This is a genomic window from Corynebacterium sp. (assembly GCF_030538285.1).
GTDB lineage: Bacteria > Actinomycetota > Actinomycetes > Mycobacteriales > Mycobacteriaceae > Corynebacterium.
In genome coordinates this window covers 25,221-51,409 of record NZ_JAUNUG010000013.1, presented here as the reverse complement: position 1 = coordinate 51,409, position 26,189 = coordinate 25,221, and the positions used below count along the sequence as shown (strand labels likewise).

At 65.7% G+C, this 26,189-nt stretch carries 25 protein-coding genes; 20 read left to right on the top strand and 5 right to left on the bottom strand.

Annotation, left to right across the window (positions count from 1 at the left end):
* Window positions 1-90: 90 nt before the first annotated feature.
* The 19 genes from Q4G50_RS06265 to Q4G50_RS06180 all read left to right on the top strand — a co-directional run bounded on the left by Q4G50_RS06265 (window position 91) and on the right by Q4G50_RS06180 (window position 18,027).
* Window positions 91-876 carry a DUF4349 domain-containing protein gene (locus Q4G50_RS06265; RefSeq protein WP_303376794.1) on the top strand — a complete coding sequence of 262 codons (786 nt, stop codon included), beginning with the start codon at window positions 91-93 and terminating at the stop codon, window positions 874-876.
* A gap of 45 nt (window positions 877-921) precedes the next feature.
* A complete protein-coding gene (gene rpe, locus Q4G50_RS06260) occupies window positions 922-1,578 on the top strand; it encodes a ribulose-phosphate 3-epimerase (protein ID WP_303376793.1) in 657 nt (218 codons plus the stop codon).
* Window positions 1,579-2,574, top strand: a complete 996-nt coding sequence (gene ribD, locus Q4G50_RS06255; RefSeq protein WP_303376792.1) for a bifunctional diaminohydroxyphosphoribosylaminopyrimidine deaminase/5-amino-6-(5-phosphoribosylamino)uracil reductase RibD — start codon at window positions 1,579-1,581, stop codon at window positions 2,572-2,574.
* Window positions 2,575-3,195, top strand: a complete 621-nt coding sequence (locus tag Q4G50_RS06250) for a riboflavin synthase (protein WP_303376791.1) — start codon at window positions 2,575-2,577, stop codon at window positions 3,193-3,195.
* Window positions 3,196-3,205: 10 nt separating this feature from the next.
* Complete coding sequence (locus Q4G50_RS06245) at window positions 3,206-4,477, top strand: bifunctional 3,4-dihydroxy-2-butanone-4-phosphate synthase/GTP cyclohydrolase II (protein ID WP_303376790.1); 1,272 nt, start codon at window positions 3,206-3,208, stop codon at window positions 4,475-4,477.
* Entirely contained in the window at window positions 4,474-4,959 is a 486-nt protein-coding gene (ribH, locus tag Q4G50_RS06240; RefSeq protein WP_303376789.1) for a 6,7-dimethyl-8-ribityllumazine synthase, read from the top strand. Before Q4G50_RS06245 ends, ribH begins: the two co-directional genes overlap by 4 nt.
* A 4-nt stretch (window positions 4,960-4,963) precedes the next feature.
* Entirely contained in the window at window positions 4,964-5,500 is a 537-nt protein-coding gene (locus Q4G50_RS06235) for a PH domain-containing protein (protein WP_303376788.1), read from the top strand.
* 1 nt (window position 5,501) lies between these two features.
* Window positions 5,502-7,535 (top strand): excinuclease ABC subunit UvrC, encoded by a 2,034-nt coding sequence (gene uvrC / locus Q4G50_RS06230; RefSeq protein ID WP_303376787.1) that lies wholly within the window; start codon window positions 5,502-5,504, stop codon window positions 7,533-7,535.
* Complete coding sequence (rapZ, locus tag Q4G50_RS06225) at window positions 7,532-8,407, top strand: RNase adapter RapZ (protein ID WP_303376786.1); 876 nt, start codon at window positions 7,532-7,534, stop codon at window positions 8,405-8,407. The genes uvrC and rapZ overlap by 4 nt, the downstream gene beginning before the upstream one ends.
* Window positions 8,408-8,427: 20 nt before the next feature.
* The gene (gene yvcK / locus Q4G50_RS06220) at window positions 8,428-9,387 is read left to right on the top strand and encodes a uridine diphosphate-N-acetylglucosamine-binding protein YvcK (RefSeq protein ID WP_303376785.1); all 960 of its coding nucleotides are present in this window, start codon (window positions 8,428-8,430) and stop codon (window positions 9,385-9,387) included.
* 37 nt (window positions 9,388-9,424) lie between these two features.
* Window positions 9,425-10,408, top strand: coding sequence for a DNA-binding protein WhiA (whiA, locus tag Q4G50_RS06215; protein ID WP_303376784.1), 984 nt, complete (start codon window positions 9,425-9,427; stop codon window positions 10,406-10,408).
* 195 nt (window positions 10,409-10,603) lie between these two features.
* Complete coding sequence (gene gap / locus Q4G50_RS06210) at window positions 10,604-11,608, top strand: type I glyceraldehyde-3-phosphate dehydrogenase (protein WP_303376783.1); 1,005 nt, start codon at window positions 10,604-10,606, stop codon at window positions 11,606-11,608.
* A gap of 153 nt (window positions 11,609-11,761) precedes the next feature.
* A complete protein-coding gene (gene pgk / locus Q4G50_RS06205) occupies window positions 11,762-12,979 on the top strand; it encodes a phosphoglycerate kinase (RefSeq protein ID WP_303376782.1) in 1,218 nt (405 codons plus the stop codon).
* A 35-nt stretch (window positions 12,980-13,014) separates the two neighbouring features.
* Window positions 13,015-13,794, top strand: coding sequence for a triose-phosphate isomerase (gene tpiA, locus Q4G50_RS06200; RefSeq protein ID WP_303376781.1), 780 nt, complete (start codon window positions 13,015-13,017; stop codon window positions 13,792-13,794).
* Window positions 13,795-13,923: 129 nt separating this feature from the next.
* Window positions 13,924-16,677 (top strand): phosphoenolpyruvate carboxylase, encoded by a 2,754-nt coding sequence (ppc, locus tag Q4G50_RS06195; RefSeq protein WP_303376811.1) that lies wholly within the window; start codon window positions 13,924-13,926, stop codon window positions 16,675-16,677.
* Window positions 16,678-16,698: 21 nt separating this feature from the next.
* Window positions 16,699-16,932, top strand: coding sequence for a preprotein translocase subunit SecG (gene secG / locus Q4G50_RS06190; protein WP_303376780.1), 234 nt, complete (start codon window positions 16,699-16,701; stop codon window positions 16,930-16,932).
* 56 nt (window positions 16,933-16,988) lie between these two features.
* The gene (locus tag Q4G50_RS06185) at window positions 16,989-17,111 is read left to right on the top strand and encodes a hypothetical protein (protein WP_303376779.1); all 123 of its coding nucleotides are present in this window, start codon (window positions 16,989-16,991) and stop codon (window positions 17,109-17,111) included.
* Between the two features lie 92 nt (window positions 17,112-17,203).
* Window positions 17,204-17,278 carry a pyridoxine 5'-phosphate oxidase C-terminal domain-containing protein gene (locus Q4G50_RS14655; protein ID WP_368660625.1) on the top strand — a complete coding sequence of 25 codons (75 nt, stop codon included), beginning with the start codon at window positions 17,204-17,206 and terminating at the stop codon, window positions 17,276-17,278.
* A 140-nt stretch (window positions 17,279-17,418) separates the two neighbouring features.
* The gene (locus Q4G50_RS06180) at window positions 17,419-18,027 is read left to right on the top strand and encodes a hypothetical protein (protein WP_303376778.1); all 609 of its coding nucleotides are present in this window, start codon (window positions 17,419-17,421) and stop codon (window positions 18,025-18,027) included.
* Window positions 18,028-18,490: 463 nt separating this feature from the next.
* Here the strand turns inward: Q4G50_RS06180 and pgl are convergent, their stop codons facing one another.
* From pgl to tkt, 5 genes are read right to left on the bottom strand one after another with little or no spacing between them, the layout of a single operon-like run.
* Window positions 18,491-19,225, bottom strand: coding sequence for a 6-phosphogluconolactonase (gene pgl, locus Q4G50_RS06175; RefSeq protein WP_303376777.1), 735 nt, complete (start codon window positions 19,223-19,225; stop codon window positions 18,491-18,493).
* Entirely contained in the window at window positions 19,203-20,153 is a 951-nt protein-coding gene (locus tag Q4G50_RS06170) for a glucose-6-phosphate dehydrogenase assembly protein OpcA (RefSeq protein ID WP_303376776.1), read from the bottom strand. The genes pgl and Q4G50_RS06170 overlap by 23 nt, the downstream gene beginning before the upstream one ends.
* A gap of 14 nt (window positions 20,154-20,167) precedes the next feature.
* Window positions 20,168-21,700 (bottom strand): glucose-6-phosphate dehydrogenase, encoded by a 1,533-nt coding sequence (zwf, locus tag Q4G50_RS06165; RefSeq protein ID WP_303376810.1) that lies wholly within the window; start codon window positions 21,698-21,700, stop codon window positions 20,168-20,170.
* 34 nt (window positions 21,701-21,734) lie between these two features.
* On the bottom strand, window positions 21,735-22,814 hold the full coding sequence (tal, locus tag Q4G50_RS06160; RefSeq protein WP_303376775.1) for a transaldolase: 1,080 nt from the start codon (window positions 22,812-22,814) through the stop codon (window positions 21,735-21,737).
* A gap of 11 nt (window positions 22,815-22,825) precedes the next feature.
* Window positions 22,826-24,922 carry a transketolase gene (gene tkt / locus Q4G50_RS06155; RefSeq protein ID WP_303376774.1) on the bottom strand — a complete coding sequence of 699 codons (2,097 nt, stop codon included), beginning with the start codon at window positions 24,920-24,922 and terminating at the stop codon, window positions 22,826-22,828.
* 282 nt (window positions 24,923-25,204) lie between these two features.
* Between tkt and Q4G50_RS06150 the strand changes: the two genes are divergently transcribed.
* Window positions 25,205-26,137, top strand: a complete 933-nt coding sequence (locus tag Q4G50_RS06150) for a heme o synthase (protein ID WP_303376773.1) — start codon at window positions 25,205-25,207, stop codon at window positions 26,135-26,137.
* Window positions 26,138-26,189 lie beyond the last annotated feature (52 nt).

Genomic DNA, 26,189 nt, shown 5'->3' with positions numbered 1-26,189 from the left:
CCCCCGGGCCGATCTGTGGATAACTCCCGCTTCTCGACGTCGCCTTCCCCACCATTCCTTTAAAGTGGAAAGGTTTATAGAGTGATAGGCATGAACGCGCTCCGGGCAATCATCTTCCTGGTCCTAGTCACCTGCGGGGTGAGCGCCTGCGGCACGCCCACCGTCGGTGACGTCGAATTTTTCCCGGGTGATGCCGTGACGGAAAGGGCGGTGGGAGTTGATGAGGGGGCGTCGATAAGCAATTACGATGCCGACGTGATCACCACCGGGAATGCGCGGGTGCGGGCGAGCGACCCGGAGTCCGCAGCTGCGGACTTTGCTGCCGCGGTGCGCGGCGTCGGGGGAAGGATCGCCGAATCGGACACCTCCACTGTGGGCGTGGATATGACGGTGCGGATCCCGGCCGCGGAATACGCCGGGATCGTCGAGAGGCTGGATGAGTACGGCGATGTCACCGAGCAATCCATACGCGAGACAGACGTGACCCAGGAAAGAGTTGACCTCGAGGCCCGGCAGGCAGCGCTGCAGGCGTCCATCGACCGGCTCAGCGAGTTAATGAGCGGCGCCGACAACGTCGATGACCTACTGCGCGCCGAGGAAATGCTCACCCAACGCCAAGGCGAGCTTGATTCGCTGTCCTCCCAGCTGGACTACCTGCGCGATCAGGTGGACATGTCGACCCTGCGCGTCACCTTCAGCACCGACCGGGCGCCTGATGCCGGCCCCGGCGTGTGGGACACCTTCCTCACCTCCCTGAGGACCATGCTCTATGTCAGCGTGGCGCTTCTGCCGTGGCTGGTGCTTTTTGCTGTGCTCATCACCCTGGCTACGGTGGTGTGGCGCAAGCGGCGGCGGAAGGGAGAGGAAACCCGATGACCTGCGGGTACCTCAGCGCCTACCCACCCGCGTACACTCGTTGCCATGGCATCACCGATCATCGCACCCAGTATTCTCGCGGCTGATTTCTCGAAGCTCGGCGAGGAGGTCCGCGCCGTCGCGAACGCGGACTGGATCCACGTGGACATCATGGACGGACATTTCGTCCCCAACCTCTCCTTCGGCCCGGACATCACGAAGACGGTGGACAAGATCACTGACCAGCACCTCGACGTGCACCTGATGATCGAGAACCCGGAGGACTGGGTCGACCATTACATCGACGCCGGCGCCAACTGCGTCATCTTCCACGTGGAGGCCACCGATGACCACGTCGGACTAGCCAAGCACATCAAGTCGAAGGGCGTGAAGGCCGGTTTCTCGCTGAAGCCGGGCACCCCGATCGAGCCTTACCTGGCTGACCTGCGCTTCTTCGACCTGGTGCTGGTCATGTCCGTGGAGCCGGGTTTCGGCGGCCAGTCCTTCATGCCGGATCAGCTGGAGAAGGTCCGCACCCTGCGTGAGGCCATCGACAACAACAAGCTGAGCACCCTCATCGAGATTGACGGCGGCATCTCCGAGAAGACCATCGGGCAGGCCGCCGAGGCCGGGTGCGATGCTTTCGTCGCCGGCTCCGCGGTGTACGGCAAGGAGGACCCGGCGGCAGCTGTCGACAACCTGCGTCGCCTGGCCACCGTCTAAATGGACATCATCGCTCGGGCACTGGCCACCGCCCTCGAATGCGGGGAGGGTGCGCGCGGGTACACCAGTCCCAACCCGCCGGTCGGCGCCGCCATCCTTGACCGCAATGGTGAACTCGTCGGCCGGGGCGCCACGCAGCCGGCCGGTGGCCCGCACGCCGAGATCATGGCCTTGCGCGAGGCCGGGGAGAGCGCCGCGGGCGGCACCGCGGTGGTCACCCTCGAGCCCTGCAATCATCAGGGCCGCACCGGTCCCTGCGCGCAGGCGCTTGACGACGCCGGCGTGGACACCGTCTACTACTGCCAGCCGGACCCCAACCCCGTCGCCACCGGCGGGGCCGCGTTTCTGCGCGAGCGCGGGATAGGCGCCGAATGCCTGGACATCGAGGTAGCCGCGCTCATCCCGTGGCTGATGGCCGTGCGCAACAACCGACCGTCTGTGACCTTGAAGTTCGCCCAAACGCTTGACGGGTTCACGGCGGCACTGGATGGTACGAGCCAGTGGATCACCGGCGAGGTGGCCCGCAGCCACGTCCACCGGGACCGCAGCAAGCGCGATGCGATCATCGTCGGCACCGGTACCGCCATCGCCGACAACCCCTCGCTCACCGCCCGCGACGGCGAGCGCGAGCTGCCCACCCAACCGCGGCGCGTAGTCATCGGCGGTCGCTCATTGACCGGCAACGCCACCAACCTGCACCGCCTCGGCTTCGAGCAGTACCGGGGAATTCCCGACGCTCTCTGGCAGTTATGGGAGACAGGTGCCCGCGACGTTCTCGTCGAGGGTGGCGCGCAGCTGGCCTCCGGCTTCCTGCAGGCTGGCCTGGTCGATCACATCCAGGCCTATATCGCGCCGACGCTGCTCGGCCAGGGCCGCGGAGTGCTCGCCGAGGCCGTGGGGCTGAACATCAACGACGCCGTGCGATTCAGCGCCCCGCGTATCACCCATCTGGGCGATGACGTACTACTGGAAATGACCCGAAAGGACGGAAAGTAGTTGTTTACTGGACTGGTGGAGGAGATCGGGAGCGTCGATAAGCTGCAGCCGCAAGGCGATGCCCTCCGGCTGACGATCGGCGCCTCCACGGTGCTCACGGATGTCTCCTTCGGCGATTCCATCGCCGTCAACGGCGTGTGCCTCACCGTCGTCGAGCACACTGACTCCTGGTTCACCGCCGATGTCATGCAGGAATCCCTCGACCGCACCGGCCTGGGCCAGCTGGAAGTCGGCTCCCGCGTCAATCTGGAGCGCGCCCTCGCCGCGGGCGCACGCCTGGGCGGGCACATCATGCAGGGCCACGTCGACGGCACATCAACCCTGATCAGCCGCACCTCCTCGGAGAACTGGGATGTGCTGCGCTTCTCACTCGACGCCGCCCTCGCCCGCTACGTCGTGGAAAAGGGATCCATCGCCGTCAACGGCACCTCACTCACCGTCTCCGCCGTGGGGGAGGACTACTTCGAGGTCTCCCTCATCCCGACGACCCTGGCCGCGACCACCCACGGGGAGCTCGCGGAGGGAGAGGTGGTCAACATCGAGGTGGATGTCCTGGCCAAGTACGTGGAGAAGATGCTCGGGGACAGGGCCGACTCTCAGACCAGCAGTCTGGAACGCTAAGGTTTAGCCCGTGACTGAAGTATCTGTGGACCACGACCGCCTGCGCCTTGATCCCGTCGAGGCAGCCATCGCCGATATCGCCGCCGGCAAGATGGTGGTCGTCGTCGACGATGAGGACCGCGAGAACGAAGGCGACCTCATCTTCGCCGCCGAACTGGCCACCCCGGAGCTCGTCGCCTTCATGGTCCGCTACAGCTCCGGCTACATCTGCGCCCCGCTGACCAACGCGGACTGTGATCGCCTCGACCTGCCGCCCATGGTCGCCCAGAACGAGGACGCCCGGCACACCGCCTACACCGTCACCGTCGACGCGAACACCGGAACCACCGGCATCTCCGCCACCTCCCGCTGTGAGACAATCCAACGCCTGGCCAATCCCACGACCACCCGCCACGACTTCACCCGCCCCGGGCATGTCGTGCCGCTGCGGGCCGTCGAGGGGGGAGTGCTGGCCCGCGACGGCCATACTGAGGCAGCCGTCGACCTGGCCCGCCTCGCTGGGCTGCGGCCCGCCGGCGTGCTCTGCGAGGTGGTCTCCGAGGATGTTCCCACCGACATGGCCCGCGGACCGGAACTGCGCCGCTTCGCCGATGAGCATGGCCTGACGATGATCTCCATCGAGCAGCTCATCGACTACCGGCGCCGCACCGAATCACAGGTGGAACGCCTGGTGGAGACACGTATGCCCACCGAGTTCGGCGAATTCGACATGGTCGGCTACCGCCATGCCGTCGACGGCATCGAGTTCGTGGCCCTGACCGTCGGCGACCTCGCTGGCCCTGGCCTGCCCGTGCGCGTGCACTCCGAGTGCCTCACCGGCGATGTCTTTGCCTCCCGCCGTTGTGACTGCGGCCCCCAGCTGCACGAGTCGATGCGCATGATCCAGGAGGCTGGCCGGGGTGTCATCATCTACCTGCGCGGACACGAAGGCCGCGGCATCGGGCTCATGGCCAAGCTGGAGGCCTACCGCCTGCAGGACCTTGGCCTGGACACCGTCGACGCCAACCTCGAGCAGGGCCTGCCCGCCGATGCCCGCGAGTACTCCGCCGCAGGACAGATCCTCCGCGACCTCGGCGTCACCTCGGTATCGCTGCTGACCAACAACCCCACCAAGTGCGCGGCACTGGAGGGCTACGGTGTGGAGCTGACCGGGCGCACCTCCATCCCGGTCGAACCGAACGAAGACAACATCCGCTACCTGCGCACCAAGCGCGACCGCATGGGCCATGACCTACCCGGCGTCGACGCCTGGGAGCGCGCCCACGAAGGAGCAGCTAAGTGAGTAAGGAAGGGTTGCCCGTCCTCGACGAGCGTCTCGACGCCGCGGGCTTGAGCGTCGCCGTGGTCACCGCCCGCTGGAACACCGAGATCTGCGAGCAGATGCGCCGCAACGCGGTGGCTGCGGCAAAGGAGGCCGGCGTCGATAAGCTCTCGGAAGCGCACGTCATGGGAGCACTTGAGCTGCCTGTCATCGTCCAGGAATTCGCGCGCACCCATGACGCCGTCGTGGCACTGGGATGTGTCATCCGCGGCGGTACCCCGCACTTCGACTACGTCTGTGATTCCGTCACCGAGGGGCTGACCCGCATCGCGTTGGATGAGTCCACCCCGATCGGCAACGGCGTGCTCACCACCAACGATGAACAGCAGGCCATCGACCGTGCCGGATTCACCGGTTCGGTGGAGGATAAGGGCGCCGAAGCCATGCTCGCGGCTCTCGACGCCGCGATCACCCTGCGTCGCATCCGTGGGCAGGAGGGATAGACTGATGGCCGTGAGTGAAGAGAACACCGCCCGTAAGCTCAGCGATGAGGAGATGGCGTACTACGCCGCCCTCGACCCCCACGCCATGACCTCGACGAAGCCGTGGGAGCTGGAGGTGCGTTCGCCCTCGCTCAAGCGCCTGGCATGGGTGTGCATCGCCATCGTCATGGCCGTGCACATCTTCATGGGCTACTTCCTGGACCTGGAGTTCACCGGCGCGTCGATCTCCTTCATCGACCAGTTGGCGTTCCCCATGGTGGGCGTGGTCATCTCCATCCTGGCGTACCTGGCGTTCACCCGCCCGCGCGTGCGCGCGAATGAGGATGGGGTGGAGATCCGCAACATCATCGGCACCCGCTTCTACCCGTGGTCCGTGACCTACGGTCTGTTCTTCCCGCAGGGCGCACGCATGGCCCGCCTGGAGCTGCCCGAGTTCGAGTACGTGCCCATGTGGGCGATGCAGGCTTCCGATGGCCCGGCCGTGGTGCAGGCTGTCTCGCAGTTCCGTGAGCTCGAGGCCCAGTACATGCCGCAGGATTAGCATGGCTGATCCCAGCACCTACCGCCCGGCCCCGGGGTCCATCCCCACGGAGCCGGGCGTCTACCGTTTCCGTGATGAGCACCGCCGCGTCATCTACGTCGGCAAAGCCAACAGTCTCCGCGCGCGGCTGTCCAACTACTTCCAGGACGTCACCGGCCTGCACCCGCGCACCCGCCAGATGGTGTTCACGGCCGCCTCCGTCGAATGGACCGTGGTCGCCTCCGAGGTGGAGGCGCTGCAGCTGGAGTACACGTGGATCAAGCGTTTCGATCCGCGCTTCAACGTCAAGTACCGCGACGATAAAACCTACCCCCTGCTGGCCGTATCCACTGGCGAGGACATCCCGCGGGCGTTTTTCTACCGCGGCCCGCGCCGCCGCGGCGTGCGCTACTTCGGCCCCTATTCCCACGCCTGGGCCGTGCGCGAGACCCTCGACCTGCTCACCCGCGTCTTCCCCGTGCGCACCTGTTCCAAGGGCGTGTACAACCGGCATGAAAAGCTCGGGCGTCCCTGCCTGCTGGGCTATATCGACAAGTGCTCCGCGCCCTGTGTCGGCCGTGTCTCCCCGGAGGAACACCGCGGGATCGTCGACGGTTTCGTCTCCTTCATGGCCGGGCACACCGATAAGGTCATCCGGCAGCTCACCCGCGAGATGGAACAGGCCGCGGAGGAGCTGGAGTTCGAACGCGCCGCCCGCCTGCGCGATGACCTCGGCGCAATCAACAAGATCATGGAACAGCAGTCCGTGGTCCTCGGTGATGCCACCGACGCCGATGTCATCGCGGTCGACTCCGATGAGCTGGAGGCCGCGGTCCAGATCTTCCACGTGCGCGGCGGCCGGATCCGCGGCCAGCGCGGCTGGGTCGTCGAACGCACCGAGGAACCCATCGCCGCGCTCATGCGGGATTTCCTCATCCAGTTCTACTCCGATGCCGTGGAGCGGGCGCTTATCGACGCCGCCGACGAGGCCGACACCATCCAGCGTCGCGGCGTCGACCAGTATTCCACGAGCCCGCCGAAACCGGGCGCGGTGGTGCCCCGCGAAATCCTTGTCCAGCATGAGCCGGAGGAGACCCCGGAGGTCACGTCCTTGCTCGCCGAGCTGCGCGGCGCAGCCGTTGATCTGCGCACCCCGCAGCGCGGCGATAAACGCGCCCTCATGGAGACCGTGGAGCGCAACGCGAAGGAAGCTCTTCGCCAGCACAAGCTCAAACGCGTCGGCGACCTCACCGCCCGCTCCGCCGCCCTGCAGGACATCCAGGAGGTCCTCGGCCTGGAGGAGGCGCCGCTGCGCATCGAATGCACCGACATCTCCCATATCCAGGGCACCGATGTTGTCGCCTCCCTCGTCGTCTTCGAGGATGGCCTGCCCCGCAAATCCGACTACCGCCGCTACCGGGTGAAGGAAGCCGCCGGCGACGGGCACTCCGACGACGTGGCCTCCATCGCCGAGATCACCCGCCGCCGTTTCCTGCGCCACAACCAGGACAAGCTGGCCGTCCCCGACGAGGAGACCGAGGCCCAGACCTTCGCCGATGAGAAGGTGGAGGAGTTCTCCACCGACGCCCGCCGCTTCGCCTACCCTCCGAACCTGTTCATCGTCGACGGCGGCCTGCCGCAAGTCAACGCCGCGCAGCAGGTTTTCGACGAGTTGGGCATCGTCGATGTCACCCTCATCGGGCTGGCCAAACGCCTGGAGGAGATCTGGGTGCCGGGGGAGAAGGATCCGCTGATCCTGCCGCGCAACTCCCAGGGCCTGTTCCTGCTGCAGCAGATCCGCGACGAGGCCCATCGCTTCGCCATCACCTACCACCGCCAGCAGCGCTCCAAGCGGATGCGCGTGTCCGAGTTGGACGGCGTGCCGGGGTTGGGGGCCGCCCGCCGCACCGAGTTGGTCAAGCACTTCGGGTCGGTGAAAAAGCTTAAGGCCGCCAGCGTGGAGGAGATCGCGGAGGTGAAGGGTTTCGGGCCGAAGCTGGCGTCGGCGGTTTTCGCCCACCTGCATCCGGGCGAAGGCGATAGTATGGCCCCATGACGTCACCCCGCTTCTCGACGCCCCCCGTCCTCATCACCGGCATGTCCGGTGGCGGCTTGAGTTCCGCGGCGAAGGTGCTGGAGGACAAGGGTTTTTTCGTGGCCCAGAACCTCCCGCCGAAGCTCATCCCCGCCTTCCTGAAGCAGTCCCTGGAGCAGGACCCGCCGGTGGACAAGGTCGCCTTCCTCACCGATGTGCGCACCCGCGTCTTCGGCGGCAACCTCAAGGATGTGCTCAGAGAGCTCGGCGAGGATATTGCCCCGACGGTGCTGTTCATGGACGCCCGTGATGATGTGCTCATCCGCCGCTTCGACAGTGTGCGCCGCACCCACCCTCTGCAGGATGATCAGACGCTGCAGGTGGGTATTGACCGGGAGCGGGAGATCACCAATCCGATCAAGGAGATGGCCGATATCATCATCGACACCTCCAGCCTGTCGGTGCATGACCTGCGCCGGGCGATCGAGGCGTCGTTCGGCACGATGGCGCATAACCGCCAGCATGTGACGATTGAGTCCTTCGGTTTCAAAAACGGCGCTCCCCGCGACGCCGACCTCATGGTCGATGTCCGCTTCCTGCCCAACCCCTTCTGGGTGCCGGAGTTACGCGGCTTCCGCGGCACCGATGAGCCGGTCAGTGACTACGTCCTTTCCCAGGAGGGGGCGGGGGAGTTCCTCGACCGTTTCGTGGCCATGTTCCAGTCCATGCTCGACGGCTACCGGCACGAGGGCAAGAACTTCATCACCGTCGCCGTCGGCTGCACCGGCGGGCACCACCGTTCCGTCGCCGTCTCCGAGGAGCTCGGCCGCCGCCTGTCTGAAAGCGGTGACCTCGACGTCAACGTCATGCACCGCGATATCGCCACCTCTTAAACCCTCCTGGAGTACCACTCATGCACATCACGTCTCTGGGAGGCGGACACGGCCTCTATCAGACCTTGGTTGCCGCGCGACTGAGCGAACCGTCCTCGATCACCGCCGTGGTCACCGTCGCCGATGATGGAGGTTCCTCCGGGCGCCTGCGCCGGGAGATGGACATCATCCCGCCGGGAGATCTCCGTATGGCGTTGGCGGCCCTGGCCCGAGAGGATTCCGAAGGGCAGATGTGGGCTCAGACCCTCCAACACCGCTTCGGTGGCACCGGGGCACTCGCCGGCCATGCCGTGGGCAACCTGCTCATCGCCGGCCTGGCCAACATTCTCGGCAGCGAACAGGCCGCCCTGGACAAGGTCGCCGAGCTCACCCGCTCCCACGGGCGGGTGGTCCCGGTGTGTAATCAGCCGCTGGATATTGAGGCGGAAGTAGCCGGGCTTGACGACGACCCGCGGGTCATCCGCCCCGTCAGAGGCCAGGTCGCTGTGGCCACCACTCCCGGCACGGTGCGACGCGTGCGGGTCATCCCCGAAAACCAGGAGGCCTCCCCGGAGGCGGTACGCGCCATCCGCGACGCGACGCTGGTCACACTCGGCCCCGGATCCTGGTTCTCCTCCGTTATCCCGCACCTACTGGTCCCTGGGATCGTGGAGGCGCTCAACGAATCGGCCGCACTCAAGGTCGTGGTTCTCAACTTAGCGGCCGAGGTGGGGGAGACCCATGGTTTTTCCTCCGAGCGCCACATCCACATGCTCAGCCAGCACGCCCCCTCCCTGCACATTGACCGCTTCCTCGTCGATTCCGACACCATCCGCACCACCGCCGAGCGGGACTTCGTGGCCCGCGCGGCGGCCGGCCTAGGGGCGGAGGTGGTGTACGCGGACCTGCGCGCCGTCGATGAGTCGGGCCGAGTGAAAAACACCCATGACCCCTCCAGGCTGTCGGCGGCCCTGACATCGCTGTTGCGGGCGGACGTCTAGACTGGTCCGGAGCTTCAACAGAAAGGTGGCTGCGGCTGTGGCGTTGACAGACAAGGTGAAGGACGAACTGACGCGGGTGGTGGTGACCCGCCAGTCGGCGCGCGCCGCTGAGACCGCGGCCCTGCTGCGTTTCGCCGGGCAAATGCAGGTCATCGCCGGACGCCTCGTCATCGAGGCGGAACTGGACTCAAGCGACGTCGCCCGCCGCCTGGCCGAGTCGCTCACCGAGCTTTATGGGGTCGAAGTCCACGAGCACACGATCAGTGCCGGCGGGGCGTCGAAAAGCGCCCGCCACCTGCTGCGGGTGACCGAAGGTACAGAAGATCTCGCCCGCCGCCTCGGACTGGTCACCCGCTCGGGACACCCGGTCGTCGGATTGCCGCCGCAGGTCATCTCCGGCACCGTCGCCGACAATGAAGCCGCCTGGCGCGGGGCTTTCCTCGCGCAGGGAACCCTGACCGAACCGGGGCGTTCCTCCGCGTTGGAGGTGACCTGCCCTTGCCAGGAAGCAGCCCTGGCGCTGGTCGGTGCCGCCCGGCGCCTGGGCATTTCCGCCAAGACCCGGGAAACCCGCGGCGCGGACCGCGTCGTCATCCGCGACGGCGACGCCATCGGCGCGCTGCTGACCCGCATGGGCGCCCAGCAGATCCGCCTCGAATGGGAGGACAAGCGCCTGCGCCGCGAGGTCCGCTCCACTGCTAACCGCCTGGCCAACTTCGACGACGCGAACCTGCGTCGCTCGGCCCGCGCGGCCATCGCCGCCGCCGCCCGCGTGGAGCGCGCCATGCACATCCTCGGCGATGACGTGCCCGAGCACCTCGCGGAGGCCGGGCAGCTGCGCGTGCAGCACCGGCAGGCCTCCCTGGAGGAACTGGGCCGCCTCGCCGATCCGCAGATGACCAAGGATGCTGTCGCCGGGCGGATCCGCCGCCTGCTGTCCATGGCGGATAAGCGGGCCGAGGAGCTGGGCATCCCCGACACCAACGAAGCCGTCACCGACGACATCCTCGACGGAGCTTAAAGCACCATTCGGGGGTGCCCGCCGGACGGCGCTATCGGCGTTGACAACGAGTTTCGGCAAGCGCGCCTGTTCGCTCTGCGCCTGTCTCTATCACCTCTGCAGCGGCGGGAATGTGTCGCTAAACTGTCTGTAGATGGACCGTCGTTTCAGTTGCGGTCACATCCTGACGTGTACTCAATCCCTGAGGAGATTATTGTGACCATCCGCGTAGGCATCAACGGCTTCGGCCGCATCGGCCGTAACTTCTACCGCGCCGTTCTGGAGCGCAGCGAGGCCGTCGAGATCGTCGCCGTCAACGACCTCACCGACAACAAGACCCTGTCGACCCTGCTGAAGTACGACTCCATCCTGGGCAAGCTCCCGGGCGAGGTCTCCTTCGACGATGACTCCATCACCTACGACGGCAAGACCATCGCTGTCTCCGCCGAGCGCGACCCGAAGAACCTGGACTGGGCTGCCCACAACGTGGACATCGTCATCGAGTCCACCGGTTTCTTCACCGACGCCGAGGCTGCCAAGGCCCACATCGACGCCGGCGCCAAGAAGGTCATCATCTCCGCCCCGGCGAAGAACGAGGACGCCACCTTCGTCTACGGCGTCAACCACGAGCTCTACGACCCGGAGAACCACAACGTCATCTCCGCCGCGTCCTGCACCACCAACTGCCTGGCCCCGATGGCCAAGGTCCTGGACGAGAAGCTCGGCATCGAGCGCGGCCTCATGACCACCATCCACGCCTACACCGGTGACCAGCGTCTGCACGACGCCCCGCACAAGGACCTGCGTCGCGCCCGCGCCGCCGCCGTCAACATCGTGCCCACCTCCACCGGTGCCGCCAAGGCCGTTTCTCTGGTTCTGCCGCAGCTCAAGGGCAAGCTGGACGGCTACGCACTGCGCGTGCCGACCATCACCGGCTCCGCCACCGACCTCACCTTCACCGCCGGCCGTGAGACCTCCGTGGAGGAGGTCAACGCCCTCATCAAGGAGGCCGCCACCGGTGAGTTCGGTGAGACCCTGGCCTACACCGAGGATCCGATCGTCTCCACCGACATCATCACCGACTCCCACGGCTCCATCTTCGACGCCGGCCTGACCAAGGTCATCGGCGACCAGGTCAAGGTCGTTGCCTGGTACGACAACGAGTGGGGCTACACCTGCCAGCTGCTGCGTATCACCGAGATGGTGGCTGCGAAGCTCTAAGCAATACCCCTCTCACACACCTCCGTCGGCCCCTCGGCTGAGACCGGCGGGAGTGTGACCCTGTGGCCCGGGGTGTGCCTCGGCACACGTCGGGCCGCACCCCTATTCAGCCGCCCCTTTCTCCCAACCCAGACACATGTCAAGGAGTCAGCCATGACCGTGAAGACCCTGCAGGACCTGCTCGACGAGGGCGTCGACGGCCGCCACATCCTCGTCCGCTCCGACTTCAACGTCCCGCTCAACGACGCCGGTGAGATCACCGACGCGGGCCGCATCACCGCCTCCCTTCCGACCCTCAAGGCTCTCGTCGAGGGTGGCGCCAAGGTCATCGTCATGGCCCACCTGGGCCGCCCGAAGGGCGAGGTCAACTCCAAGTACTCCCTGGCCCCGGTCGCCGAGGCACTGTCCGAGGCACTCGGCCAGTACGTCGCACTCGCCGGTGATGTCACCGGTGAGGACGCGCACGAGCGCGCCAACGGCCTCACCGAGGGCGATGTCCTCCTGCTGGAAAACGTGCGTTTCGACGCCCGCGAAACCTCCAAGGATGAGGCCGAGCGCGGTGCTTTCGCTGACGAGCTCGCCGCCCTCGCCGCGGACAACGGTGCGTTCGTCTCCGACGGCTTCGGCGTCGTCCACCGTGCACAGGCGTCCGTCTACGACGTGGCCAAGCGCCTCCCGGCCTACGCCGGCACCCTGGTGGAGAAAGAGATCTCCGTCCTGGAGAAGACCGCCACCAACCCCGAGTCCCCGTACGTTGTCGTGCTCGGCGGCTCCAAGGTCTCCGACAAGCTGGGTGTCATCGAGGCCCTGGCAGGCAAGGCCGACAAGATCATCATCGGTGGCGGCATGTGCTACACCTTCCTCAACGCGCAGGGCTACAACACCCAGAAGTCCTTGCTCCAGGAGGAGATGGTGGACACCTGCAAGGACCTCCTCGAGCGCTTCGGCGACAAGATCGTCCTGCCCGTTGACCTCGTCGCCGCCGCAGAGTTCTCCGCCGACGCCGAGAACAAGGTCGTCGCCCTCGACGGTATCCCGGAGGGTTGGCTGTCCCCGGACATCGGCCCGGAGTCCGTCAAGGAGTTCGCCGACGTCCTCGCCACCTCAAAGACCGTCTTCTGGAACGGACCGATGGGTGTCTTCGAGATGGAGCCCTTCTCCAAGGGCACCGAGGGCGTTGCCCAGGCGATTATCGACGCCACCGCCAACAACGGTTCCTTCTCCGTCGTCGGCGGCGGCGACTCGGCTGCCTCCGTCCGCGTTCTCGGCCTCAACGAGGACGGGTTCTCCCACATCTCCACCGGTGGCGGCGCCTCTCTCGAGTTCCTTGAGGGCAAGGAACTGCCGGGCGTTTCCGTCCTCGACCGCTAAACACACACACCCACCCTGAAAGGAGTGCCACCCACATGGCACGCACCCCCCTTATCGCCGGCAACTGGAAGATGAACCTGGACCACCACCAGGCGATCGCCACCGTGCAGAAGCTCGACTTCGCCCTGCCGAAGGACTACTACGAGAAGGTCGACGTCGCCGTCACCGTCCCGTTCACCGACATCCGCTCGGTGCAGACCCTCGTCGACGGTGACAAGCTGCAGGTCACCTACGGTGCGCAGGATGTCTCCGCCCACGAGTCCGGGGCCTACACCGGTGAGGTGTCCGCGCAGATGCTGGCCAAGCTCGGTTGCACCTGGGTCGTCGTCGGTCACTCCGAGCGCCGCGAGTACCACAATGAGTCCGATGAGCTGGTCGCTGCGAAGGCCGCCGCCGCCCTCAAGCACGGCATGCACCCCATCGTCTGCGTCGGTGAGCCGCTGGAGATCCGCGAGGCCGGCACCCACGTCGATTACGTCGTGAAGCAGACCCGCGCCTCCCTCGCGGGCCTGTCCGCCGAGGACCTGGCCAACACCGTCATCGCCTACGAGCCGGTGTGGGCCATCGGTACCGGCAAGGTCGCCTCCGCGGCCGATGCCCAGGAAGTGTGTGCCGCGATCCGTGGGCTGATCCGTGAGCTCGCGGGTGATGAGGTCGCCGACGGCATGCGCATCCTCTACGGCGGTTCCGTCAAGACCGACTCCGTCGCCGAGATCGTCGGCCAGCCCGACGTCGACGGTGGTCTGGTCGGTGGAGCCTCGCTCGACGGCGAGGATTTCGCCAAGCTGGCGGCCGCTGCCGCCTCTGCTGTCTAGACACCTGACAGTCCCACAACCCCCGTCGCTGCAGCGGCGGGGGTTGTGGCGTCGATAAGCAGCGTGCGCCGGGGACACGGATACGCCATGATAGGTAGGCATCCGTTCGATAAAGGAGACCACATGACTATCCGCGATCATCTGCAGGAAGACATCCGCTATCTGGGCCGTATCCTCGGCCAGGTGATCGCGGAGCAGGAAGGGGAGAAGGTCTTCAACCTCGTGGAGCACGCCCGCCAACAGGCCTTCGAGGTGGCGAAGGGCAACGCCTCCCTGGAGGTGCTCGTCGAGCTGTTCCGCAACATCGACCCGGAGGACGCCACCCCCATCGTGCGCGCTTTCAGTCATTTCGCCCTCATGGCGAACCTGGCGGAGGACATCCACGATGATTTCAAACGGGAGCGCATTCTCGACGAAGGCGGGGCCCCGGATTCCACTCTCGAGGCGACATGGGAGAAGTTCGACGAGGCGGACGTCAGCGCGGCGGCCATTGAGAAGTCCCTGCGCGGTGCCCTCGTCGCGCCGGTGCTCACCGCCCACCCGACGGAGACCCGCCGTCGGACGGTGTTCGACGCCCAGAAGCACATCACCCAGCTCATGCTGGAGCGGCACGCCATCCAGGACGCCGAGGAGACCGCGCGTACCGAGTCCCGTCTGCTCGAGGTGGAGCGCAATATCCGCCGCCGGATGACCATCCTCTGGCAGACCGCGCTTATCCGCCAGGCCCGCCCGCGCATAGAGGACGAGATCGAGGTCGGCCTGCGCTACTACACGCTGTCGCTGCTCAAGGAGATCCCCGAGCTCAACCGCGATATCCGCGCCGCCCTGACCGACCGTTTCGACGCGGATGCCGGCCGCGCCATCGTCCGCCCCGGCTCCTGGATCGGCGGCGACCACGACGGCAACCCCTTCGTCACCGCTGCCACCTTGGACTATGCTTCGCGGCGCGCCGCTCAGACCGTCCTCAAGTACTACGCCCAGCAGCTCCACGCCCTGGAACATGAGCTGAGCCTCTCCGACCGGATGACCCACGTCACCGTCGAACTCGTCGCCCTGGCCGGCAAGGGCCACAACGATGTGCCCTCGCGCGTCGACGAACCATACCGTCGCGCCGTCCACGGCGTCCGCGGCCGCATCCTCGCCACCACCGCGCACCTCATCGGGGAGGAAGCCGTCGAGGGCACCTGGCACCGCCAGCACGAACCCTATGGCGGCCCGGAGGAGTTCGAGACGGATCTGAAGATCATCGACACCTCCCTGCGTGCCTCCAACGACGAGATCATCGCCGATGACCGCCTCGCCACCATCCGCTCCGCCATCGCCTCCTTCGGCTTCCACCTCTACTCCATCGACCTGCGCCAGAACTCCGAGAGCTTCGAGAATGTGCTCACCGAGGTCTTCGCCACCGCGCACGTCCACCCCAACTACGACACCCTGCGTGAGGAGCAGAAGGTGGAGCTGCTCACCCGTGAGCTGCAGACCCCGCGCCCGCTGGTCCCGCGCGGTTACCGCGGTTTCAGCGAGGCTACCCAGCGCGAGCTGGACCTCATCTCCCAGGCCGCCGACTCCGTCGAGCGCTTCGGTGAAGAAATGATCCCGCATCAGATCATCTCCATGGCCCAATCCGTCAGCGACATCCTCGAACCGATGGTGCTGCTCAAGGAAGCAGGTCTCATCCGCGCCAACGGGCAGGGCCCGACCGGCAGTGTCGACATCATCCCCCTGTTCGAGACCATCGATGACCTGCAGGCCGGCGCCGGCATCCTGCGCCAGCTGTGGGATCTGCCGATCTACCGCTCCTACCTCGCCCAGCGTGGGGATATCCAGGAGGTCATGCTCGGCTACTCCGACTCCAACAAGGACGGTGGCTACTTCGCCGCCAACTGGGCGCTGTACGACGCCGAGACCGACCTGGTGAAAGTCGGCCGCGAGTACGGGGTGCGCCTGCGCCTGTTCCACGGCCGTGGCGGCACCGTCGGCCGTGGCGGCGGCCCCTCCTATGAGGCGATTCTCGCCCAGCCGCAGGGGGCGGTCGACGGCTCGCTGCGCATCACCGAGCAGGGCGAGATCATCTCCGCGAAATACGGCTCCCAGCGGGCGGCCCGCCGCAACCTGGAGGCGCTGGTTTCCGCGACGCTGGAGGCCAGCCTCCTGCCCGTCGATGACCTCGCCGACCGTGCGCGTGCCACCCAGATCATGAGCGAACTCTCGGACATCTCACGCCGGAAGTACTCCGAACTCGTCCACGAGGACCCCGGCTTCATCCCGTACTTCACCCAGTCCACCCCGCTGCACGAGATCGGTTCGCTCAACATCGGCTCCCGCCCCACGGCCCGCAAGCAGACCAAGGGTGTCGACGATCTCCGCGCCATCCCGTGGGTGCTGGCCTGGTCCCAGTCGCGCGTGCTGCTGCCCGGCTGGTTCGGTGTCGGCACCGCACTGGCCGAGTGGATCGGCGAGGGCGAGGACCGGGAGGAGAGGATCGCCGAACTGCGCCACCTCTACGAGACCTGGCCGTTCTTCACTTCCATCATGTCGAACATGGCGCAGGTCATGTCGAAGGCTGGCATGGACCTGGCCGAACTCTACGCACGGCTTATCGACGACCGCGATGTCGCCAAGCACATCCACGGAGTGATCACCGAGGAGTTCGAGCTCACCCGCGCCATGTTCTCCGAGGTGACCGGCAGCGAGGAACTCCTCGCCGACAACCCGGCCCTGGCTCGCTCCGTGCGACGTCGCTTCCCCTACCTGCTGCCGCTCAACATCATCCAGCTGGAGATGCTGCGCCGCCACCGCGCCGGCGACGCCCGCCAGGCCGTCTCCCGGGGCATTCAGCTGACCATGAACGGACTCGCCACCGCGCTGCGCAACTCCGGTTAGACGTGGTGTAGACTGCTCGTCATGACTCTTGCGCTCCAGATCATCCTCGTGCTCACCGCCGTGCTCATGACGGTGTTCGTTCTCCTGCACAAGGGCAAGGGCGGCGGCCTGTCCAGCCTTTTCGGTGGTGGCGTCCAGTCCAACCTCTCCGGTTCGACCGTGGTGGAGAAGAACCTCGACCGCTACACCATCCTCATGGCGATCATCTGGATCACCTGCATCGTGGCGCTGAACCTCATTCAGGCCTTCGGCTAGATTCCCGCTTTTCGACGCCCCCCTTTGCGGGGGCGTTTTCGCGTTCAATGGTGGTTATGGACGAGTTGCGTTCCCTGCCCGACGTGGGCGTGCCTGAGCCGCACCCAATGACCCTGTCCGCGGTGTTCTGGCTGGCTTCAACCGACCGTCGGCGCCAACGGGTGATTAAAGTGCTGTAGCTGCGTCGTCTGTGAGATAGAGGACGGTATCGGCGCCCGAAGCGCCGATGCCCGTGCCGATGTGGAAGAGGGGGGACTGACGCCTTTGGCGGCTGGTGCCCGAGCGGATCGAGTTCTGGCAGGGCTCGACCGACCGGCGGCACCAGCGGGTGATCAAAAAGCTTTAACGGCGTGGTTGCGCGGGCTGGTTAACTCGTGGTCAACTCGGGATGAACATCCGCCGACTTTCTATTCAGAATAGCACGGAAACGGTTAGGGTGTTGATTGAACTGAAAAGCGTCCTAATGTTTCCCCGAAAGAGTGCATAGTGAACCGCTTCCGTAAGATCGCAATCGCCGTGTTGACAAGCCTTATTGCCGTGCCATCAGGGATGGCCCATTCGGTCGTTCCCATCAATTCGTCCCAAGACATCCACAACGTTATGGTGCTCAATCAAGAGGATTCCATTGAAGCCCATGCAATTGTCTCCGATGGTCCTTCGGAATATGAAATCAACAGAGCTATCGAGAAACATCTTGATTTCTCGATTGACAAGCGAGGAATCTTCGACGACGAGACCGCACAGGCTGATGGAGTCGATCCCGAGATCATCCGGATTGGCGTAATTCGAAACCACATGATCGGAGTGGGAGGTGCTGAGATAAGCCCTCAGGGGTGGCAGGCGGGTACGTGGAATTACGGTCGCTGGTGTGGGCCAAACCAATGGGGGCCGGGTGAGCCAATCGACTCCCTGGACCGCGCATGCATGAACCATGATATTTGCATTCAGCAGGGTACCGCGATATGTGATTGTGATTATAGGTTCGTGCAGAACCTCCGCGTCATCAGGCCGCAGTATCCGTGGGGTACGCCGGGTCGTGCCTATCTCGAAGCTGCAATCGTAGTTGTACCGAGAGCCCACGGTTGCGGCTTCTAGCACGACGCTAAACTATCAAAGTCGCAGGTGTTGGCAAAATCAAAAGAAGGCATGCCAGCAGAAGAGGGAAGCATATCTTGCAGTCATTGAAGTCTCGCACAGCACTCTACATCGCCTGGGTTGCACTGGCCCTTAATGTCATATTGACCTACTTAAGGGCCGTTATTCCAGCGCACGCGCTGGGTGTGGGCGTTGAAGACCTATCGCAGTTCAATACCGTGTCCGGCCCCATCATAAATGTCGTTACGGTTGGCTTCGCGCTTATCGTGGCGTTTGCCCAACGAAGGGTTATTCTGGGGCTCGCATCAATAGTGAGTTTCTTTTCCTTCTTAATAATTGCTCTGTTTCACCTAGGATTGTGCCTAACCTGGCAGCACTTCTTTTGGGACGATCCCGTCAGCGACGGTTCCGGATCAATAGCTCCCTTCTGGGCTTGTCAGTTCATGGATCCGTAAGCGGATGATCAGAGAGCTGTAGCTGCGTCGTCTGTGAGATAGAGGACGGTGTCCGCGGTGCCTTCGGCGCCGGCGGCGGGCCAGTCCTCGGGGTTGGCGCGGTCGACGATGGCCTTGGCGGCCTGCGCCTTGTCCTCGCCGGAGACCAGCAGCCACACCTGTTCTGCGCCACGCACGGCCGGCAGGGTCAGGGTGACGCGCTCGGCAGGCGGCTTGGGGGAGTCCGTCACCGCGAGAACCAGGCGTTCCGTTTCGCGTACGGCGTCGGTGTGGGGGAACAGGGTGTTGATGTGCCCCTCATGGCCCATGCCCAGGAGGTGAATATCGAAGCCTTCCGGTGCGAGCTCCTTGATCAGCTGCTCGTAAGCGCGGGCGGCCTCCTCCATCTCACCGCCGTCGAGACCGATGCCGTGGATGTTGGTCTCCGGGATGTCGACGTGGTTGAGCAGGGCGTCGCGCGCCTGCCCCTCGTTGGAATCCTCGTGGTCGACCGGCACGTTGCGGTCGTCGCCGAAGAAGACATGGACGCGGGAGAAGTCGATGCGCGGGTCGGCGTCTTCCAGCTCGCGGATGCGCTCGAGCAGGCCGATGCCGGCGCCGCCCCCGGTGAGCACCAGGCGGGCAATGCCGTCACCGTGGACACCGGTGCCGGTGGACTGGAGGGCGGAGACGACGTCGATAAGCGAAGTCGCTGCCTGGTCAAGGAGGGTGGACAGGGTGTCAGGACGACGGAGAGTAACCATTGATTCCTTTCACGCGGGTGAGACCGCGAAGTGCATGGGCGTAGGCAAGATCGGGGTCGAGGTGACGCAGTTCCTCGGCGAGGCAATCAGCGTCAGGGCGCTCGTTCATGGCGACGAGCGACTCGGGGCGGCCCGGCACGTGGACACGCACCGTGCGGTGGTCGAGCACCTCGACGGTGACCGGGCCGGAAGGCCGATCGAAGCGGAGGGAACGGATGGGGAACAGGCGCTGATCATCACCCGGGTCGCACACCTCGCGGGTGACGGGCACCCCGAGGCGATCGGCGAGCCAACCGGCGGCAACGTCAATCTGCGGCTCGTTCGCCGGGCCGGTGAGCACCGCGGATTCGACGACCTCATGCGGGTGCCGGTCCAGGGAGGAGGCGACAATCCCGCGCCAGGCGGTGATCTTCGACCACACCATGTCCGAATCGCCGGGGGAGTAGGCCGAGCGCAGGCGCGCCAGCACGGCGGCACCGGCCGGGTGATCGGCGTTGGTGATCCGCCGCTGCGCCAGACGCCCCAGCGGATGCTCGGAGGGGACCTCCGGGGCGCGGGTCGGCCACCACGCCACCACCGGGGTATCCGGCAGCAGCAGGGGAGTGACCACCGCGGCGAGGTGGTTGACCATCTCACCGGTGATCCGCATGATGACCATCTCCGAGGCGCCGGCGTGGCCGCCGACGCGGACCTCGGCGTCGAGACGCGAAGCCGCGTCCTCCTCACCGGTGAGCAGGACCAGCACACGGGCCGGATGCTCGTGCGAGGCGTCGCGGGTGACGGAGATGATGTGGTCGACGTTGTCCTCCAGGGCGGCGGCGACGACGAGGGTGAGCACACGGCCCGTGGTCTGGGAGTTGTTCTCCCGCGCCTCCAGCAGGCTGGCGGCAATGTTCCGGGTGTCAGTGTCCGGCAATTCAATCTTCAAGACAATGCCTTTCTCTAGGGACGACGCCAGGTGCGGCCGGTGCGTTCCAGCATGCGGTCAGCACTCGCCGGACCCCAGGTGCCGGACTCGTACTCCTCCGGCTGGCCCTTCTCCGACCAGTATTCGAGAATGGGATCAAGGATCGCCCAGGATAACTCCACTTCCTCGTTGGTGGGGAAGAGCGAGGACTCGTCGAGAAGCGCATCGAGGATGAGCCGCTCATAGGCCTCCGGCGAGGCCTCGGTGAAGGCCTCCGCGTAGGAGAAGTCCATGTTGACGTCGCGGACCTCCATCGCGGACCCCGGCACCTTAGAACCGAAGCGCATGAGTACACCCTCGTCCGGCTGGACGCGGATGACAATGGAGTTCTTGCCCAGCGACGTCGTCTGCCCGGCGAGGAAGGGCTGGTGCGGGGCCTCCTTGAACACCAGGGCGATCTCGGTGACGCGGCGGCCCAGCCGCTTGCCGGTGCGCAGGTAGAACGGCACGCCCGCCCAGCGGCGGGAGTTGATCTCCAGGGTGCATGCGGCATAGGTCTCGGTGGTCGAGGCAGGATCGAAACCCTCCTCCTCCCGCAGTCCCCGCACCTTGTGCGAACCCTGCCAGCCGGCGGCGTATTGGCCGCGGGCGGTGGTCTTGTTCAGCGGATACACTGGGTTGGTGGCGCGCAGCACCTTGACCTTCTCCGCCTGCAGCTCCGCCGGGTCGAAGGCGATGGGCTCCTCCATGGCCACCAGGGCCAGCAGCTGGAGGAGGTGGTTCTGCATGACGTCGCGGGCCGCACCAATGCCGTCGTAGTAGCCCGCGCGACCACCCAGGCCGATGTCCTCGGCCATGGTGATCTGCACGTGGTCGACGTAATGGGCGTTCCAGATCGGATCAAAAAGCTGGTTGGCAAAGCGCAGCGCCAGGATGTTCTGCACCGTCTCCTTGCCCAGGTAGTGGTCGATGCGGAAGACGGACTCCTCCGGGAACACGGCGTTGACCACGTGGTTGAGTTCGCGGGCGCTGTCCTGGTCGTGACCGAAGGGCTTCTCGATGATGACACGCCGCCACGCCTCCTCCCCTCCTTCCGCCAGGCCGGAACGCTCCAGCTGGTGGCAGACGGCGGTGAAGAAGTCCGGGGGAACTGAAAGGTAAAAGGCCCAGTTGCCGGCGGTGCCGCGGGTGGTGTCCATCTCCGCGAGGGTGGCGGCGAGACGATCGAAACCCGCGTCGTCGAAGTTGCCCTCAACGAAATGCATGCCCTCGGCCAGCCGCTCCCACACGTGCTCCCGGAACCGGGTACGTGCCCCGGATTCGACGGCTTCGCGGACGTACTCCTCAAACTCCGTCTTCGTCCAGGAACGGCGGCCGAAGCCGATGAGGGTGAAACCGGCGGGCAGCAGGCCGCGGTTGGCCAGATCGTAGATCGCCGGGAGCAGCTTCTTGCGCGCCAGGTCACCGGTCACACCGAAGATGACCATGCCGGAAGGACCGGCGATGCGGGGCAGTCGCTTGTCTTCGGCGTTGCGCAGCGGATTGACCCAGGCATCGGTGCCGGTCATGGGCATAGGCATGTCCTTCATTCTCGGAGGGTGGCTAGTGGAGCTGGGCGTCCATCGAATCGAGCAGCTCGTTCCAGGCAGCGACGAACTTATCGACGCCCTCGCGCTCCAGCACCGCGAACACGTCCTCCATGTCGATCCCCACGGCGACGAGCTGCTCGAAAACGCCCTGGGCTTCCTCGGCCGCGCCGGTGAGCGTGTCACCGTGCAGGCCACCGTGCTCGAGGACCGCATCGATGGTCGGCTCCGGCATGGTGTTGACGGTGTCCGGGCCAGCCAGCTCGGTGACGTACAGGGTGGGGGCGTAATCCGGGTTCTTCACACCGGTTGAGGCCCACAGCGGACGCTGCACGTTGGCACCCTCCGGCAGGTCCTTGGCGCCGATGTCCTGGAACACGGCGTAGGCGCGCTGCGCGTTAGCCACTCCTGCCTTGCCACGCAGGGCGAGGGCTTCCTCGGTGCCGATGTCCTCGAGACGGCGATCGATCTCGACGTCGAGACGCGAGACGAAGAAGGAGGCGACCGAGTGGATCTTCGAGACGTCGAGACCCTTTTCAGCGGCGCGCTGCACACCCTCGCGGTAGGCGGCGATGACCTCGCGGTAACGGGCCACGGAGAAGATGAGGGTGACGTTGACGGAAATGCCCTCGGCGAGGGCGTCGGTGATGGCGGCCATGGATCCGGCGGTGGCCGGGATCTTGATCATGACGTTCGGACGGTCCACCTTGGCCCACAGCTCCCGGGCCTGGGAGAGGGTGGCCTCGCGGTCCTCGGAGATCCGCGGATCGACCTCGATGGACACACGGCCGTCGCGGCCCCCGGTCGACTCATAGATCGGCAGGAAGACGTCGCAGGCATCGCGGACATCATCGATGGTCATGGCGTAAACAGCCTCATCCACGGCGGCGCCGGCGGCCTTGAGCTCAGCGATCTGCGCGTCGTAAGCGGTGCCCTTGCTCATGGAGGCGGCGAAGATCGCCGGGTTGGTGGTCACGCCGACCACCGACTTGTTCTCGATGACCTCGGCCAGGTTGCCGGAGGTAATACGGTCACGGGACAGGTCGTCGAGCCAGGTGGAGGTACCCAGCGAGGCGAGCTCGTCGATGTGGGTCATGTCTTGATCCTTTACTTGGCGTTGAGGGAGTCGTGGGCGGCGGCGACGACGGCGTCGGCGGTGATGCCGAACTCCTCGAAGAGCTTCTGGTACGGGGCGGAGGCGCCGAAGTGCTCCAGGGAGACGTTACGGCCCTGGGTGCCGGTCAGGCGGTGCCACGGCATGGCGATACCGGCCTCGACGGAGACGCGGGCGGTGACGGCGGCCGGCAGAACGGACTCGATGTAGTCGGCATCCTGCTCGAGGAACCACTCCATGCAGGGCACGGACAGGACGCGGGCGGCCACGCCCTCACCCTCGAGGGTCTGCGCGGCCGCGACCGCGAGCTGTACCTCGGAGCCGGTGCCCATGAGGATGACATCCGGGGTCTCCTTCGAGCCCTCGACCAGGACGTAGGCGCCGCGGCGGACACCCTCGGCGGCCTTTTCCTTGGTGCCCTCCAGGACGGGGACGTTCTGGCGGGTCAGGGCCAGACCCTTCGGGGACTCCTTGTACTCCAGGGCGGCGGCCCAGGCCTGGGAGGTCTCGTTGGCGTCGGCCGGGCGGATGATGGACAGGCCCGGGATAGCGCGTAGGGCGGCCAGGGTCTCGATGGGCTGGTGGGTCGGGCCATCCTCGCCGAGGCCGATGGAGTCATGGGTCCACACGTAGTAGACATCCGTTTCCATGAGGGCGCCGAGACGCACCGCGGGGCGCATGTAGTCCGAGAAGATGAGGAAGGTGCCGCCGTAGGGGCGGGTCGGGCCGTGCAGCGCCATGCCGTTGAGGATGGAGCCCATGGCATGCTCACGGATACCGAAGTGCAGGTTGCGGCCGTAGGGCTCGGCAGACCAGGTGTCGGTGGAGATCTCCTTCGGCCCGAAGGAGGGGTTGTTCTTGATCACGGTGTTGTTGGAGCCGGCCAGGTCGGCGGATCCGCCCCACAGCTCCGGCATCTTTTCGCCGAGCACCTGCAGCGCGGCCTCGGAGGCCTTGCGGGTGGCCAGGCCAGCCTCGTCGGCCTCCCACATCGGCATGGCCTCGGCCAGGCCCTCGGGCAGCTCGCGGGCGACCACGCGGTCGAACAGGCGCTTGGCCTCGGTGTTGGCGGTGGCCCAGGCGTCGAACTTCTCCTGCCAGGCGGCGTGCTTCTGCGCGCCACGCTCAGCCAGCTGACGGGTGTGGGCGAGCACCTCGTCGTCGATGTGGAAGTTGACCTCCGGGTCGAATCCGAGGACCTCCTTGGTGGCGCGGACCTCGTCCTGTCCCAGGGCAGCACCGTGGGAGGCGCCGGTGTTCTGGGCGTTGGGGGCCGGGTAGGCGATGACGGTGCGCAGGCGGATGAAGGTTGGGCGCTCGGTGTCGGCCTTGGCGGCGGTGACGGCGGCCTCGATGGCGGCAACGTCCTCGCCTCCCTCGATCTCGATGGTCTGCCAGCCATAAGCCTCGTAGCGGGCGACGACATCCTCGGTGAAGGCGATCTGGGTGTCATCCTCGATGGAGATGCGGTTGTCATCCCAGAAGACGATGAGGTTGCCCAGCTGCTGGGTGCCGGCCAGGGAGCAGGCCTCGGCGGTGACGCCCTCCTGCAGGTCACCGTCGGAGGCGATGACGTAGATGTGGTGGTCGAAGGGGGACTCACCGGCGGGGGCTTCCGGGTCGAAGAGGCCGCGCTCGCGGCGGGCGGCCATGGCCATGCCGACGGCGGAGGCCAGGCCCTGGCCCAGCGGGCCGGTGGTGATCTCCACGCCGCGGGTGTGGCCGACCTCCGGGTGGCCCGGGGTCAGAGAATCCCAGGAGCGTAGGGCCTTGAGGTCCTCCATCTCCAGGCCGAAACCGCCGAGGTAAAGCTGGATGTACTGGGTGAGGGAGGAGTGTCCGCAGGAGAGGATGAAGCGGTCACGGCCGACCCAGTCGGTGTCGTTGGGGTCGTGGTTGATGACGCGCTGGTACAGCGTGTATGCCAAGGGTGCGAGCGACATGGCGGTGCCCGGGTGGCCGGATCCGCAGTTCTCGACGGCGTCGGCGGCCAGGATGCGGACAGTGTCCACAGCGCGGGTATCGGTGTCGGTCCAGTCCGAGGGGTAGCGGCGTTCCGTCAGGGCCTGCAGTTCGGGCGTCAGCGTCACAGTGGGATCCTCACTTTGGAAGGGTTGTTGGAAAAGTCGGGTGGGCCGGGGCTCCACGTCACTTACTCCACCTTAGTGACTTCTGTCGCCCCGTTGGTTTTCGGTGCACTTTGTTGCCGCGGGCGCGCCGGATTGTCCTACTTAAGGTTGAGGGGGCTAGGATGAACGGGCTGGATGGAACGTGGCGCGGGAACTATTTGTCCGCCTGGCACGACCAGTCATGGTAGACGCGACACCAAGCGTGGTACAGATTTTTCGACCTGCTGTTGGAGGAACCTTCTCTTGGAGACAATCAAGGCCTATATTGCGCTGACGAAGCCGAGGGTCATTGAGCTGCTCCTCGTCGCCACGATTCCGGCGATGCTGCAGGCCGAGCGCGGTGAGAACAACATCATCCTCATCCTGCTCACCGTCGTCGGTGGTTGGATGGGTGCTGCGGCGGCAAACACCTTCAACATGGTCGCCGACTCCGACATCGACCAGAAGATGGGCCGCACCCGCGCCCGCCCCCTGGTGCGTCATACTGTGACCAACCGCAAGGCGACGATCTTCGCGTGGTCGCTGCTCATCATCTCCGTGCTGTGGCTGGGACTGCTGGCCAACTCCTGGCTGGCGGCGTTTTTCATCGTGCTGACCAACTGGTTCTACATCTACGTCTACACCAAGTGGCTCAAGCGTCGGACCTGGCAGAACATCATCTGGGGCGGCGCCGCCGGGTGTATGCCGGTGCTCGTCGGCTGGGCCGTGATCACCGACAACATGCCCGAAGGGGTGCCCGCGCAGTGGTGGCAGGCCATCGTGTTGTTCATGATCATCTTCTTCTGGACTCCACCGCACACCTGGGCCCTGGCCATGAAGTACCGCGACGACTACCAGAAGGCCGGCGTGCCGATGCTGCCCGTCGTCCGCCAGCCCGTGCAGGTCACCCGCCAGATTGTCTGGTACACCGTCGCCACCGTGATCACGACTCTACTGCTCGTGCCCGCCGCTTCCTGGATCTACCTCGCCGGGGCGCTTATCGGCGGCGCCTACTTCCTCATCATGGCGATCTTCCTGCACAACGGCGTGAAGAACGGTAAGAAGGTCAAGCCCCTGAAGCTGTTCATCCTCTCGAACAACTACCTGGCGCTGGTGTTTGTCGCCCTGTCCATCGACGCCGTCCTCGGCTGGGAGACCATCGGTTCCATGCTCGGCTGGACTACCACGTTCTTCTAGGCTGTCAACTGGTTAGTTAATAGGAATGCGGTTTTCTGTGGATAACTGGTAG